This is a genomic window from Polaribacter sp. Hel1_85, assembly GCF_000766795.1.
Taxonomy (GTDB): Bacteria; Bacteroidota; Bacteroidia; order Flavobacteriales; family Flavobacteriaceae; genus Polaribacter.
This window is the reverse complement of record NZ_JPDS01000003.1, coordinates 364,862-379,947: the sequence shown is the minus strand read 5'-3', so window position 1 is coordinate 379,947 and position 15,086 is coordinate 364,862. Positions and strand designations below refer to the sequence as shown.

Annotated in this window: 10 protein-coding genes and 1 pseudogene; 7 read left to right on the top strand and 4 right to left on the bottom strand. The window is 28.4% G+C overall.

The genetic code is table 11. The features are described 5' to 3' along the window. Positions 1–3: 3 nt before the first annotated feature. The gene (locus PHEL85_RS15400; RefSeq protein WP_036827227.1) at positions 4–2,223 is read right to left on the bottom strand and encodes a S9 family peptidase; all 2,220 of its coding nucleotides are present in this window, start codon (positions 2,221–2,223) and stop codon (positions 4–6) included. Between the two features lie 143 nt (positions 2,224–2,366). Here PHEL85_RS15400 and PHEL85_RS15395 point away from each other — a divergent pair. The 5 genes and pseudogenes from PHEL85_RS15395 to PHEL85_RS15380 all read left to right on the top strand — a co-directional run. Next, positions 2,367–3,635, top strand: a pseudogene (locus tag PHEL85_RS15395) (hydroxymethylglutaryl-CoA reductase, degradative); the annotation flags it as partial. Positions 3,636–3,692: 57 nt separating this feature from the next. Then, complete coding sequence (locus tag PHEL85_RS18295) at positions 3,693–4,094, top strand: DUF1569 domain-containing protein (protein ID WP_316931392.1); 402 nt, start codon at positions 3,693–3,695, stop codon at positions 4,092–4,094. 128 nt (positions 4,095–4,222) lie between these two features. Continuing rightward, positions 4,223–5,173, top strand: coding sequence for a GYDIA family GHMP kinase (locus tag PHEL85_RS15390; protein WP_036827221.1), 951 nt, complete (start codon positions 4,223–4,225; stop codon positions 5,171–5,173). A 124-nt stretch (positions 5,174–5,297) separates the two neighbouring features. Continuing rightward, a complete protein-coding gene (locus tag PHEL85_RS15385) occupies positions 5,298–6,509 on the top strand; it encodes an NAD(P)/FAD-dependent oxidoreductase (RefSeq protein WP_036827219.1) in 1,212 nt (403 codons plus the stop codon). Positions 6,510–6,657: 148 nt separating this feature from the next. Then, complete coding sequence (locus PHEL85_RS15380) at positions 6,658–7,098, top strand: hypothetical protein (protein WP_036827216.1); 441 nt, start codon at positions 6,658–6,660, stop codon at positions 7,096–7,098. Between the two features lie 43 nt (positions 7,099–7,141). Here the strand turns inward: PHEL85_RS15380 and PHEL85_RS15375 are convergent, their stop codons facing one another. After that, a complete protein-coding gene (locus tag PHEL85_RS15375) occupies positions 7,142–8,968 on the bottom strand; it encodes a glycoside hydrolase family 2 protein (protein ID WP_036827214.1) in 1,827 nt (608 codons plus the stop codon). A gap of 106 nt (positions 8,969–9,074) precedes the next feature. On the opposite strand from PHEL85_RS15375, the gene PHEL85_RS15370 reads away from it, so the two are divergent. Beyond that, complete coding sequence (locus tag PHEL85_RS15370) at positions 9,075–9,629, top strand: thioredoxin family protein (protein ID WP_036827213.1); 555 nt, start codon at positions 9,075–9,077, stop codon at positions 9,627–9,629. A gap of 13 nt (positions 9,630–9,642) precedes the next feature. On the opposite strand, the gene PHEL85_RS15365 is transcribed toward PHEL85_RS15370, so the two are convergent. Then, positions 9,643–10,026 carry a VOC family protein gene (locus PHEL85_RS15365; RefSeq protein WP_036827211.1) on the bottom strand — a complete coding sequence of 128 codons (384 nt, stop codon included), beginning with the start codon at positions 10,024–10,026 and terminating at the stop codon, positions 9,643–9,645. Positions 10,027–10,063: 37 nt separating this feature from the next. After that, positions 10,064–12,388, bottom strand: coding sequence for a chondroitinase-B domain-containing protein (locus tag PHEL85_RS15360; protein WP_036827209.1), 2,325 nt, complete (start codon positions 12,386–12,388; stop codon positions 10,064–10,066). Positions 12,389–12,633: 245 nt separating this feature from the next. Between PHEL85_RS15360 and PHEL85_RS15355 the strand changes: the two genes are divergently transcribed. Next, complete coding sequence (locus PHEL85_RS15355; protein WP_036827208.1) at positions 12,634–15,069, top strand: protein-disulfide reductase DsbD family protein; 2,436 nt, start codon at positions 12,634–12,636, stop codon at positions 15,067–15,069. Positions 15,070–15,086: the final 17 nt, after the last annotated feature.

Genomic DNA, 15,086 nt, shown 5'->3' with positions numbered 1-15,086 from the left:
AATTTATCCTTTTATTTCTATTGATTTAGTTGATTCTTTATTTAAATGTTCTTCGATGAAATTTGTCATTTTAGTATACAAATTTAAACGTGTATTTTTTCCTTTGTAAATTCCGTGTGTTCTATCTGGAACAATAAACATATCAAATTGTTTATTGGCTTCAATTAAAGAATTTATCATTCTGTAAGAGTTTTGTATATGTACATTATCATCTCCAGTTCCATGAACTAATAAATAGTTTCCTTTTAATTTATCTGCATAATTTACAGGTGAATTGTCATCATAACCTCCAGGGTTTTCTTGTGGAGTTCTTAAAAAACGCTCTGTATAAACAGTGTCATAAAAACGCCAAGAAGTTACTGGTGCAACAGCTATAGCAGTTGTAAAAATATCACTTCCTTTTAAAAGCGCATTTGTACTCATATGTCCGCCAAAAGACCAACCCCAAATACCAATATTATTTTCATCAATATAAGAGCGTTTAGAGAGTTTTTTTGCTGCAGCAATTTGATCTTCAGTTTCATACTTTACCAAGTTTAAATAAGTAGATTTTTTAAAATCAGCACCTTTAAAACCAGTTCCTCGTCCATCTACACAAACTACAATAATTCCTTTTTGGGCTAACATATTGTGCCAATAGTCATTGCTTCCATTCCATCTGTTTCCAACTTGTTGAGAACCTGGTCCAGAATATTGAAACATTAACATTGGGTATTTTTTATTTTCATCAAAATTAGCAGGCTTAACCATCCACATATTTAGGTCATTTCCATTAATATTAATGGTTGAAAACTCTTTAGGGCTCATTTTGTATTCAGATAATTTTTCTTTTAAAGCAACATTATCTTTTACCACTTTTATCATTTCACCTTCACCTGTATATAAAGAATACACTGGTGGAATTTCTGTGGATGAATATGTGTTAATAAAGTAGTTTAGATTTTTACTAAAAGATGCTGTGTTTTGTCCATCTTCATTACTCAATAATTTTTTATTTTCACCCTCTAAGTCAATTGAATACACACCTCTATTGATAGAACCGTTTTCTACAGATTGATAATAAATAGTTTTCTTACTATCATTATAACCATAATATCTTGTTACTTCCCAATCTCCTTTTGTTATTTGGTTGATTAGTTTTCCATTAAAATCATAATGATAAATATGATTATAACCGTCTTTTTCACTTGTCCAAATAAAACTATTATCATCTAAAAAAGTAAGGTTGTCAGTAATATCAATATACGCTTTGTCGGTTTCGTTTAATAACAAAGTAGTACTTGTTCTTAAAGCATTTACTTTATGTAATTTTAAATTATTTTGATGACGATTTAATGTAGTTGCAACTAAAATAGCATCATTATTAGACCATTTAATTCTTGGTATATACTCATAATCTCCCAAAGAAATTTTCTTACTATTTTTTGCAGAAATATTGTACATATGTAGTGTTACATCTGCATTTTTTTCTCCTGCTTTGGGATATTTAAAAACTTGTTGATTAGGATAGTTTTCTTTGCCAACCATATCCATAGAAAAAGTAGGGACACTTTTTTCATCAAAACGTAAAAAAGCTAAGTGAGTTCCTGTTTTATTCCATTCAAACGCTCTTACAAAACCAAACTCTTCTTCGTATACCCAATCCGTTATTCCATTAATAATACTGTTTTTCTGACCATCTTTAGTAACTTGAGTTATTTTGTTTGAAGCAACATTTTTTATAAAAAGATTGTTGTTTTTTGCATATGCTACATTTTTATTATCTGGAGAAAAAACAGGTTCTTGAATTTCGTCTCCAATTTTTGTTAATTTCTTAGAAGCAATATCATAAGCATAAAAAGTACCTTTAAAAGAACGTCTAAATATCTTTTCGAAATTGGTTCCTAAAATTAATTTCGTTTCATCATTGTTAAAACTATAAGAAGAAAATCCATCTAAACCTTTAATGTCATTACTATTCACAATAGTTTCAACTTTTTCTAAAGTTTTATAGCTGTATTTATCTACAGTTTTTGCTTTTGTTTCCTCGTCAGTATTTAGTACAGCATAAAAATCACCATTCATAGAATTCAAAGAATTCATTCTTTTTGATGAAAAAGTTCCATCCCAAATTTCTTCTAGGGTAATTTCTTTAGTTCCTGTTGTATAATTTGATGTTGTAGAGGTGTTTTCTTTACAGCTTATAAGAAGTACAATTGCTGCTAAAATATATATTTGTTTCATTCAGACTTTATATTTAATAAAACTTTGCCAAGTTTACGGAAAAATCAGCAAAAAATGTCTTAAAAAATCAGAAATATTGAATATACCCTACTAATTTAATAGTTTGACTTATCTTTGTTCTTGATAGTTTTATACCCAAATAAATGAACAAACTTATTTCAGGTTTTTCTAAGTTAACTAAAGTTGAAAAGATTAAATGGTTAACTAAAAATTATTTTCATAATCAACCAGATACTGAAAATATTATTACTCAATATTGGAATGATGATGTTGATTTACAGCAGCTTCATGATGACTTTATAGAGAATACAATTTCTAATTTTTATATGCCTTTTGGTATTGCACCAAATTTTGTGATAAATGATAGAGCTTATGTAATACCTATGGTTGTAGAAGAAAGTTCTGTTGTAGCAGCTGCTTCTTTAGTTGGTAAATTTTGGAGTACAAGAGGAGGTTTTAAAACTACGGTTATTGGAACTACGAAAATTGGACAAGTCCATTTTATGTATGCTGGTGATAAAAAGGAATTAGAAAATTATTTCAATAAAAATAAAACGGAATTATTTGCAGCGACTTCTTCCATTACTAAAAATATGGAAAAACGTGGAGGTGGAATTTTAGATATTGAATTAGTTGATAAAACTGATAAATTAAAGCACTATTATCAATTGCATGTAACTTTTGAAACGAAAGATTCAATGGGGGCAAATTTTATAAATTCTTGTTTAGAAGCGATTGCAAAAAAGTTTGAAAAAGAAGATGTAGAAATTGTGATGAGTATTCTTTCTAATTATGTTCCAGAATGTTTAGTAAGAGCAGAAGTAAGTTGTAAGATTGAAGAATTAGGTGGAGATAATCCACAGAAATTTGCAGAGAAATTTCAGCAAGCAATAAAAATTGCAGAAATAGAACCTTATAGAGCTGTAACCCATAATAAAGGAATTATGAACGGAGTTGATGCTGTTGTGCTAGCAACTGGTAACGATTTTAGAGCTGTAGAAGCTGGGGCACATGCTTATGCGTCAAGATCTGGTCAATATGCTAGTTTATCTCATTGTGATATTTCAAATGGAATTTTTAAATTCTGGATTGAAATTCCATTAGCTTTAGGAACTGTTGGTGGGTTAACTGCTTTGCATCCAATGGCAAAATTATCTCTAGAAATGTTGCAAAAGCCATCTGCAAGAACTTTAATGCAAATTATGGCAGCAGCAGGTTTAGCTCAGAATTTTGCAGCTTTAAGAGCATTAACTACTAAGGGAATTCAGCATGGACACATGAAAATGCATTTGCAAAATATTTTAAATCAGTTTAACGCTACTGAAGAAGAAAAAGAAATAATTACCGCCTATTTTGATAAAAGAACAGTGACACATTCTGCAGTTGTAGAAAAAATAGATGCTTTAAGAGAACCAACTATTAATTGGATTAATTTTTTGGATAAAAATTTGGTGAGATCTAAATTATCGATGTTAAATGAAGATGCAAAACCAATCTTTGGAAAAATGAATGGGCAACAAATGATTGAACATTTAAGTTTCTTATTACAAATTTCTAATGGTAAGGTTGATGCAGATTATTATGTTTCTGATGAAAAATCTGCAAGAAGAAAACCTTTTTTAAATACAGAAGGAGAATTACAAGTTGGTTTTAAAACGCCTATTTTATCTGAAGAACCAAATGAATTGAAATTTAATTCTGTTGGAGAAGCAATTAATGATTTATTTCATCAGATAGATGATTTTAACACACATTTTAAAACTGCAAAAGCAGAAAATCATCCATTTTTTGGAGAATTAGATTATGAATATTGGAAAAAATTCCACGTAAAGCATTTTACACATCATTTTAAACAATTCAACTTATTATAATTAGGTTGATTTTTCTGTAAATGCAGAAAACTATATAATTAGAATGTCTCCTCGAGCGCAGTCGAGAGGTCATAAAAAGTAGTTATCATAAAAAAGGTCTCGACTGCGCTCGACCAGACAAAGTAGTTTTGAAAAATTATTACTCAAACGGAAAACTTTTATTAACAGGAGAGTATCTTGTTTTAGATGGAGCAAAATCTTTAGCGATTCCTACAAAATTTGGACAAGATTTAGTTGTTGAAAAAATAAAAGAACCAGAAATTATTTGGGGAAGTTTTACACATACAGGAGAATGTTGGTTTGAAGCTGTTTTTGATTTAAAAAAACTACGTTTGATAAACTGTACTTTTAATTCTGATAAAGAAGGAAGTAGTGAAGTTATTGCAGAAACGTTATTAGAAATTTTAAAAGAAGCAAAAAAGTTAAACCCAAATTTTTTAGCATCAGAAAACGGATTTGTAGTAAAAACAAATCTTACTTTTCCAAGAAATTGGGGATTAGGAACTTCATCAACATTAATAAATTCTATTGCAACTTGGGCAAAAGTAGACGCGTTTAAATTGCTTTGGAACTCTTTTAAAGGAAGTGGATACGATATTGCGTGTGCACAAAATAATGTTCCAGTTTTTTATCAAATTGAAAAAACAATCTCGTCTGCGCTCGAAATGACACCAAAAATAGAAAAGGTTGAATTTAATTCTGATTTTAAAGACAATTTGTTTTTTGTACACTTAAATCAGAAACAAGATTCTAAAGAAGGTATTGCTAAATTTAGAGAAAGTAATATCAATTTTGATAAAGAAATAAAAAGAATTTCAGAGATTTCTGATGCATTTTTAAGTGCAAAATCGTTAGAAATATTTGAAGACTTAATAATAGAACACGAACAAATTATTAGTTCAATCATTAAATTGAAGCCCGTAAAAGAAAACTTATTTCCAGACTATTTTGGTCAAATAAAAAGTTTAGGAGCTTGGGGTGGAGATTTTGTATTAGTTACAGGAAATAAAGACACACCCACATATTTTAAAAATAAAGGATTTGAAACAATTCTGAAGTATTCAGAAATGGTTTTATAACACAATGTCATATCGATTGAATTTATTGAAGAATGAAATAAATTTGTATCGAGATGATTTAATAAAAAGTTCTAGATACAATTTTGATAAAAAATCAAAATCACTCGAACTGACATCATAAAAAATGAAAAAAGTAATCATAATTGGAGGAGGAGCAGCAGGATATTTTACAGCAATAAATGCCAAAGAAAATAATCCTGATTTAGATATTACAATTCTAGAAAAAGGAAAAGATGTTCTACAGAAAGTTAAAATTTCTGGAGGTGGAAGATGTAATGTAACGCATGCTTGTTTTATTCCTAAAGATTTAATAGAATTTTATCCAAGAGGAAAAAAAGAGTTGTTGGGTCCTTTTCATCAATTTATGACTGGAGATACTTTTGAGTGGTTTGAAGAAAGAGGAGTTCCTTTAAAAATTGAAGCCGACAATCGTGTTTTTCCAGAAGCAAATACAAGTCAAGCAATTATAGATTGTTTTCAAAATGCTGTTGATAAGTTAGGAATAAAAGTGTTGACAAACTGTGGTGTAAATTCAGTTTATCAACAAGACAACAAATGGATTATCAACACTAAAAACCAAAATTTTGAAGCTGATAAAGTAGTAATTGCAGCAGGAAGTTCTAAAAAAGTATGGGAATTATGTGAAACTTTAGATCATTCTATTGTAGCACCTGTTCCTTCTTTATTTACGTTTAATATTAATGATAAACGATTGGTAGATTTATTAGGTACTTCTGTGCCAAATGCAACTGTAAAGATTGTAAATACAAAATTAGAAGCTTCAGGGCCTTTATTAATTACACATTGGGGAATGAGTGGGCCAGCAGTTTTAAAACTATCTGCTTTTGGAGCAAGAGTTTTAGCTGATAAAAAATACCAATATAATGTTCAAGTTAATTGGTTGTCTAGACCAACAGACAAAGTTTTAAATGTTCTTTTAAACTTAAAAAAGAAAGAGCCTAGAAAAACGGTGGTTTTAAAATCGCCATTTACAGAAATTTCTAAAAGATTGTGGGAGCGTTTTGTAATTGCTGCTGAAATTAGAATAAATCAAAATTGGGCAGATTTAAATAATGCTCAATTAGAACATTTGGCAAACCAACTAACAAAAGGTGTTTTTAATGCAAATGGTAGAACTACTTTTAAAGATGAATTTGTTACTGCTGGAGGAATTGATTTAAAAGAAATTAATTTTAAGCGTTTTGAAAGTAAAAAGCATAAAAATTTATTTTTTGTAGGAGAAGTTCTTAATATTGATGCGGTTACAGGAGGTTTTAATTTTCAGAATGCTTGGACAGGAGGATATATTTGTGCGCAAGCAATTATTGAAAATTAATCTTTCTAACTGTTTTCAGTTAGAGAACTAACTGTTTTCAGTTATGTAAAAATTTCACTGTTTTTGGGGATTGACAAGTGCTTGAAAAAGTCATAGATTTGGGTATGAAATACAAACAAATTTATTAAACTTTATAAATTCCTCCATTATGAAAAAATTAAAAAAAATATTATTTTTAAGTCTAACAATTTTATTATCGCTAAACTTTTATGCTCAAGATTACGCAATGAATACTGTTGCTGAAATTGAAGAAAATGATTCTACTGAAACAAATAATTCTACTTTTTCCCCTTTAATAGAAAATCAAAAGTTTACTTATAAGTATCATGGAGAAGAAGTTTTAGTGATTTTTAGTGAAACTCAGCATATAGAATATTTTAATAATAAAAAAAATTATATAAAATCTAAAATCTCTTGGGTTTCAAAAGATGAATGCACAATGACTATTATAGAATCTAACTTACCAAATTTTCCATTTAAAAGTGGTACAAAGTTATCGATGCATATTACAAAGATAAAACATAATAACGTTTACTATGAATCTACTTTAGGAGGAAGAACTTGGACAGGAAAAATGAAGAAGGCATAGTTATTAATTTTATTTTTCTAAAAAGTAATTTTAATATTTGTACTTAATCTTTAGAATTATAAAATTTTTGCAATACAAAAAAGGCCTTTTTCTTTTCACCTTTTTCAGAAATAAGGCCTTTTCTATTATACCCATCCTGAATTTCTGGTAATACTCTTCTTGGAGATTTAAAGTCAACTAAAATCCATGGAGATAAACCTTGGAGTTGATCAATTTTATCGAGCATTTTTAATGTTTTTACATACACTTCTTCTTGGAATTCTTCACTCCAACGTGTGTTTTTGTCTGCATAAAAACCTTTTTTAGCACCTGCGCCAAATTCAGAAATTAACACAGGTTTATTTTGAGTTATTTTCCATGAAATTTTTTCAGTTTTCTCTGGTAAACCATCATACCAACCAATATATTGATTAAAGCTTAATACGTCTACAATATCTGCAAAATCATCATTTATAGTTCTAATTGTTTTACTGTTTTTATAATCACTTTGTTCTAAGGCAGCACTAATTAATCTTGTAGGATCTTCTTTTTTAGTGAATTCGGCTAAACTGGTTAAAAAAGCATTTCTAGCATTACTTGTAGGAGTTTCATTTGCCATAGACCAAATAATAACTGAAGCTCTGTTTTTGTCTCTACTAATTACTTCTGCTAATTGATTTTTAGCATTGTTATAAGTTTCTTTATTTTTCCAAGAAATTGTCCAATAAACAGGGTTTTCTTCCCAAACTAAAATACCCATTTCATCTGCCAATCTAACCATGTGCTCGTTGTGAGGATAGTGAGCAAGACGTACATAGTTGCAGCCTAATTCTTTTGCCCAAGTAAGTAACTTTTTAGAATCTTTTTTTGTGTAACCTCTTCCTCCTCTAAAAGGACTTTCTTCGTGAATTGAAATTCCTTTTAAATAAATTTTTTCATCATTTAATAAGATGGAACTTCCAGAAGTTTTTATTGTCCTAAAACCAATTTTGTCTTTAATTATATCATCATTTATTTTTAAAAAAACTTCATACAAATGTGGGTTTTTATTTGACCAATACTTTATTTTTTTTGAAGATATTTTAAAAGTTGTAACCCCATTTTTATCTGTTTTTATTTTTTTATTGATTTTTAGTTCAGGAATTTTAATTTGTATTTCTTTTGATGAAATATCACTTCCATTCAACTGAATTTTACCATTAATTGTATTTCTATCGTTTTTATTAAGCTGAATAAAATAATCATTAATAAAAGTAGATGAAGTTTCAATTAATTTTACATCTCTTGTAATTCCTCCATAATTCCACCAATCTGTATTTAAGGTAGGAACACCTTCTTTTTTACGTTTGTTATCAACTTTTACAACTAAAAAATTGTCTTTTTTTTGAAGTAAATGTGTTATTTCATAATTAAAAGGAGTGAAGCCTCCAATATGCTTTCCTAATTTTTCTCCATTAAAATACACATCAGTTTCGTAGTTTGATGCTCCAAAATGTACAAAAACTCTGTTATTTTCTTTTTTGATGTTGTAGTTGAAAGACTTTTTAAACCAAACTGTTCCTTCATAATAAAACAGATTTTCTTTTTGAGAATTCCAATCGCTTGGAATTGAAATAGAATCGCTTTTATCAAAATTATATTCTAATAATTCTGTTTTATCTTCTTGTTTAGCATTTTTAAAAAATGCACTTTTTTGAGGTTTTTCTTGCTTTTCAAAAGGCTCTAATCTGTAATTGTAAAAACCGTTTTCATAAGGGTCTACAATATATTTCCACATTCCGTTAAGAGAAGTACTTTCTCTGAGGTAAACATTCTGAATTAATTGTTCTTGTGCTAAATTTGAAAGTATAGAAAAAACAGATACAAATAGTAGGGAAGATAAAAGTTTCATTAAGTTTTATTTGGAATGAAATAGCAAGTTATTCGAAAATAATTAGAAAAACAACATTTAGTTCTTTCAAATATTTCCTTATTTTTGGTTTGAAATTAATCAAATTATGGCATTAACAGAATCTAACGAATTTACAATAGGAACAAAAGCGCCCGATTTCACTTTAATAAATACAATTGATGACAAGCTAATTTCTCTAAAAGATGTAAAAGGAGAAAAAGGAACTGTAATTATGTTTATTTGTAATCATTGTCCGTTTGTAATTCATGTAAATGAAGCGTTGGTTAAAATGGCAAATGAATATCAACAAAAAGGAATCAGTTTTATTGCAATTAGTTCTAATGATGTTGAAAATTACCAACAAGATTCTCCTGAATTAATGAAGAAATTGGCAAAAAAAGAACAATTTCCATTTCCGTATTTGTATGATGAAACCCAAGAAGTAGCAAAAGCATATAATGCAGCTTGTACGCCAGATTTTTATGTTTTTGATGTTGGTTTAAAAGCTATTTATCATGGGCAATTAGACAATTCTAGACCTGGAAATGGAATGCCAGTTACAGGAAGTGATTTACGAAACTCTCTTGATAATTTATTGGAAAACAAACCTGCTTTAGAAAACCAAAAACCAAGTATGGGTTGTGGTATTAAGTGGAAATAGTTTTTAATATTTATTAAATAGCATCATTTACTTCAATCCAATAACCATTTGGATCTTGAAAATACACTTGTTTAATACCATCTTTCCGAACGTAATCTTTATTTTGTGAACCAATCCAATCAGAATAATCAATTTTCAGTTCTTTTAGATAAACTACAAATGAATCTATTTTAGCTGTTGATAAAGCAAAATGAACGGCCTTATTTACTTTTATTTCAAAATTAGGACGAGGAATTAAATGAAGTTGTTTGCCTTCTCCTATAGATAACCATCTCGTTTTAGAATCTGAAGCTGTATTCTTAATTTCTTTAAAGTGAAATATTTTTTGATAAAAGGCTATGGATTTATCTACATCTTTTACAGAAAGAGCTATGTGATTGAATATAAAAGTACTCATTTATATATATGGTTTTTAAAAATTTCGTTTCTGAAATTTAATAAAGAATATCCAGCTTCAATTGTTGTTCAACTTTTATTTTTCCAGAATGAATTACAGTATTTTCTTTGTGATGATTATTTTTTTCTCCCCATAAGAAAGCAATGTTTTTTATAGGATTATTTTGAAATGTATTTCCTGATATATCAACATTTACAATTCCTCTTGTTTTTAATAAAATGCCACTTTTTTCTTTGCTTCCAGAGTTTCTAAAAGTGCTATTTGTTACTTTTAAACTTCCTCCAATGGTAGATTCATCATAACCACCTCTATAATAATGAATCACATTTTGTTGAATGTTTGTTATTTCACAATTATCAATTACAATCATTGCTGCATTATAATCTCCTTTTTCTTCTGAAGCTAAAATAATTCCGTTTTTACAATCTTTTATTTTAGTGTTTTTAAAAGTGATATTATCTGCAAACGAACCTTTAGAAACTTCAATGATTGATTTAAAATTAGAAATAGTACAATTGTTTACAGTGATATTATAAGCTGCAGACATGTTTCCTTTCAGTGTTTCAAAAGTGATTTGATTGGTTTTACTTTTAATATCAATATTTTCTAAAAATAAATTTCCATAAGGGTTCATTACAAAAGCAGGAGTGTTTTTATCACCCGTAAAAATAATTTGTGCTTTATTTTTTGATTGAATTGTAACGTTTTTATCAATTTTAAGTGAAGTTTTAAATGTATAAACTTTGTCTGTTAAATTGATAATATCTCCACTTTTTGCTTCTGAAATTTTAGTGATTAAATCATCAGATTTAGAAACATTTATAAGATTTGCTTCAGGATTTATTTTATCAGTTGAAAACCAAGAAGGACCATATTTTTTGGTATCAATTTTAAACTTTTCTGCTGCTGCTAAATTTGTAATTGCACCAACATTGTTTTTATCAGCTCTAGAACTTTCAAAAAGGTCTGTTTTTATTTTATCAAATTCATAACCAATATAGGTTTCATTAAAAGCTTCTGAATGATTTGTTTCTGGAACAAATAACCAATCATTAATTTGCTTCATTTTAACAGTTTCATTCTGTAAAACCTCATACTTTGTAAATTCACTTCCGTTATTATCAAGAATATTGTTTTGAAACAAAATTCCTTCCATATTATCATGATTGATAAAAGGTTTTGCATCTGATTGATGATTGTAAATTAAATTATTGGCAATTACAGAACGAATTGGTGGAGCAGAACGAATTTCGTATTTAGGTAAAACTCCAGCACTTGCTACGTTTTGACCAACTCCAATTTGAATTGGAGATTTACAATCTACCCAAGTATTATAAGCAACAACAACATCTGTAACTTGTTTATATCTATTAATTGGCGACATATTTATACCGTTCATAACTGCTAACGGACTTCTAAATTTTGAGCCATTTATTTTATAGAAATAATTGTTAGTTATAAAATGACCTGTACTTACCAACCTGATTCCTCCATAAAAATCAGAATCATCATCACCAATAAAAATGTTGCTATCTACAGTAGAAAAACTTCCATGTCTTAACACCAAAGAACCTTCACATTTGTAGAAAATATTGTTTTTAAAAGTGTTGAAGTTTGTTTTGTCTGATATTATTTCTACTTCTCCATTACAAGCTTCAAAATAATTATCAGAAACATTTACAAAACCAGAACTCATTGAAGTTTTACTATCTCCAACACGAATCGTTTCTGCTCTTGGACCACCTTTTCTTGGTCTTGGTCCAAAATAATTATGTACAATTTGATGATAGTTACTAACGTTTTTATTTCCGTCTTGAAAAACTCTTATGGTTTCTCCGTCGTTAGATTTTCCAGAAATATAACAATGATCTATTTTGTTGTGTTTACCGTAAAATTCGATCCAATGATCATTGGTTAGTCTACTTGGTTTGGTGAAATTTTTAATAACGGTATTTGTAATTCTGCTATGAAAAGCAGTTGAATCTTTACCTATTCTATATCTAAGAATACTAATTTCTGGACTGTAACCATTCCTAAAATATAATCCATCAACAATTAAATATTCTCCTCCTAAATGCAAATAAGATTTGCCTTCAAAAAACACTTTACCAGGATTTTCTGCTTTTAATGTAATTGGTTTTTCTTTGGTTCCAATTGCGTAAAATTTAATCTGTGCACCTTTATAAATTCCGTCTTTTAAAACAATATTTGTTCCAGGAGTTGCATTTGTAATTGCTGTTTTAAGTTCAGCATTATTTTTTACAAAAATAGTTTCATGTTTTGAATTTTCTTTACATGAAGTAATTAAGAGCAATATAAAAACAAACAATAGTGTACTAACTGTTTCAAAATTTAACTTCATATTTAAAACTGATTTTTAGTATAAAAAATAAAATTGAAGATACCATAAATTATCTGCTTAGAGTTCTTATTTTATGATTTAAAAATAAAACTTATTTGGTTTTTTTCAAATGTTTTTGGTTTATGTAAACCAAAATTAACTTTTTAGTTAAACTCAGTCTTATTGATTTAATTATCTTTGATTTTTAAAAGAAACGTAAGTAGGGATTTACCTGTTTATCATTCTTTTTTAATAGATTTTAAAGCATGAAAAACATATTTATATTTTTATTTATAACTTTTAGTTTAGGGGTATTCTCTCAAATAGAAGATCCTATTGAGTGGTCTACTTCTGTGGAAAAAATTTCTGACAGTGAGTTTGTATTAGTCTCAACGGCAACTATAGAAGAAGGTTGGCATTTGTATTCTCAAAATGTTCCAGAAGATGGGCCAGTACCTACAACATTTACGTTTGATGATTCTGAACAAAATTTTTCTTTAATAGAAAAAACAATAGAAGAAAAAGGGCATACAATCGACGATACTGTTTTTCAAATGAAAATTAAGTTTTTTGAAAATAAAGCTGTTTTCAGACAGGAAGTGAAGGTTTTATCAGACATAAATACAATAAATGGTGTTGTAGAATTTATGGTTTGTGACGATTCTAAATGTTTAGCACCAACAGAAATAGATTTAAAATTTAATATTCCTAATGAATCTGAGAATCCTTTTAATTCAGATGAAGGGCTATTAAATCCTGTAAAATGGAAAACTTCCATTGAAAAAATTTCGAAAGTTGAATATGACTTAGTAATAACGGCAGAAATTGATGCCGATTGGCATTTATATTCTCAACATACTGCAGATGGAGGTGCCTTGCCAATAGAAATCACAAAATCTAATGAAAAGGATGCTTATGACTTGGTAGGAAAAGCAGTAGAAAGTGATACGATTAAAAAATTTAATGAAATTTTTGATGTACAAGAAACGTATTTTGATAATAAAGCAATCTTAAAGCAAAGAATAAAGTTAAAAAACCAAGATATTTCTAAGGTTACTTTAAATTTAACAGGACAAGTTTGTAGAAAAGTTTGCATTCAAATAGATGAAGATTTTACTTTTTTATTAAACGGAAAAAATGAAAATTCAATAATTACATCAGTTGATAATACATCTGTAAATAACCTTCTTTATGGAATGAACACAGATGGATTGTCTTTTTCTTCTGATACCTGTAAAGATGAAATAAAAAGTAATTCATCAGAAATACAAAGTGGAGGAAAATCTCTTTGGAATATTTTTGGACTTGGCTTTTTAGGCGGATTATTAGCGTTGTTAACTCCTTGTGTTTTTCCAATGATTCCTTTAACAGTTAGTTTTTTCACAAAGAAAAGCGGACAAAATAAAGGCGCTGGAATATCAAAAGCACTCTTGTATGGCTTCTTTATTTTTGCAGTTTATATCCTTTTAAGTGTACCTTTTCATTTGTTAGATTCTGTAAATCCAGATATTTTGAATGAGATATCAACTAACATTTGGTTAAATATTATCTTCTTTATCATATTTGTGTTTTTTGCTTTTTCTTTCTTCGGATATTACGAATTAACACTTCCTGCAAGCTGGACAAATAAAACAACTCAAGGAGAAAATTCTGGAGGTTTTATTGGCATATTTTTTATGGCGTTAACTTTAGCGATCGTTTCATTTTCTTGTACAGGACCAATTTTAGGTTCTTTATTAGCAGGTTCTTTAACTGCAGATGGAGGCGCGTGGCAATTAACTGCTGGTATGGCAGGTTTTGGAGTCTCATTGGGTTTGCCTTTTGCTTTGTTTGCAATGTTTCCTAATATGATGAATGCCCTACCAAAATCTGGTGGATGGTTAAATACAACAAAAGTGATTTTAGGGTTTTTAGAATTGGCTTTAGCATTTAAATTCTTATCAAATGCAGATTTAGTTGCACATTGGAACCTTCTTAAAATTGAACCATTCTTATTATTATGGATTCTGATTTTTGCAGGTTTAGCATTATATTTATTAGGTAAAATTAAATTTCCACATGATTCTCCAATCAAAAAATTATCATTTTCTAGAATTGCTGGTGGTATTTTAGTAGCTTCTTTTGTAGTTTATTTAGCTTCTGGTTTTATGGTAAATAAAGAGACAAAAACATTTACCCCATTAACTTTATTAAGTGGTTTAGCACCTCCAGTTGGTTATAGTTTTTTATATCCAAATGATTGTCCTAATAATTTAGATTGCTTTAAAGATTTAAAAAAAGGAATTGAATATGCTAATAAAGTAAACAAACCAATTATGCTAGATTTTACAGGATATGCATGTGTAAATTGTAGAAAAATGGAAGAACATGTTTGGCCAAATAAAAAGATTGATAATTATTTAAGAAATGATTATGTGCTAATTTCTTTATATGTTGATGACAAAAAGGAATTACCAAAAGAAGAACAAATTTTGGTAAATAGAATTAATGGTGGAACAAGAAAGCTTGAAACTTATGGAAATAAATGGGCAAATTATCAAACACAGTTTTTTAAAACAAACTCTCAACCATATTATGTTTTATTAAATTCTGATGGTACAAAAATTCTAAATCAAGCTGTAGGTTATACTCCAGATGAAAACGACTACGCAAAGTTTTTGGAATGTGGTTTAGAGGTTTTTAAAAACAACAATAAAGAGTAATTTTAAAATCCTATTTT

Bases quoted from the DNA above. Each gene is read 5' to 3' on its own strand.
- PHEL85_RS15360 (WP_036827209.1), bottom strand. From the start codon at position 12,388: ATGAAGTTAAATTTTGAAACAGTTAGTACACTATTGTTTGTTTTTATA.
- PHEL85_RS15370 (WP_036827213.1), top strand. From the start codon at position 9,075: ATGGCATTAACAGAATCTAACGAATTTACAATAGGAACAAAAGCGCCC.
- PHEL85_RS15400 (WP_036827227.1), bottom strand. From the start codon at position 2,223: ATGAAACAAATATATATTTTAGCAGCAATTGTACTTCTTATAAGCTGT.
- PHEL85_RS18295 (WP_316931392.1), top strand. From the start codon at position 3,693: ATGTTAAATGAAGATGCAAAACCAATCTTTGGAAAAATGAATGGGCAA.
- PHEL85_RS15385 (WP_036827219.1), top strand. From the start codon at position 5,298: ATGAAAAAAGTAATCATAATTGGAGGAGGAGCAGCAGGATATTTTACA.
- PHEL85_RS15365 (WP_036827211.1), bottom strand. From the start codon at position 10,026: ATGAGTACTTTTATATTCAATCACATAGCTCTTTCTGTAAAAGATGTA.
- PHEL85_RS15375 (WP_036827214.1), bottom strand. From the start codon at position 8,968: ATGAAACTTTTATCTTCCCTACTATTTGTATCTGTTTTTTCTATACTT.
- PHEL85_RS15380 (WP_036827216.1), top strand. From the start codon at position 6,658: ATGAAAAAATTAAAAAAAATATTATTTTTAAGTCTAACAATTTTATTA.
- PHEL85_RS15355 (WP_036827208.1), top strand. From the start codon at position 12,634: ATGAAAAACATATTTATATTTTTATTTATAACTTTTAGTTTAGGGGTA.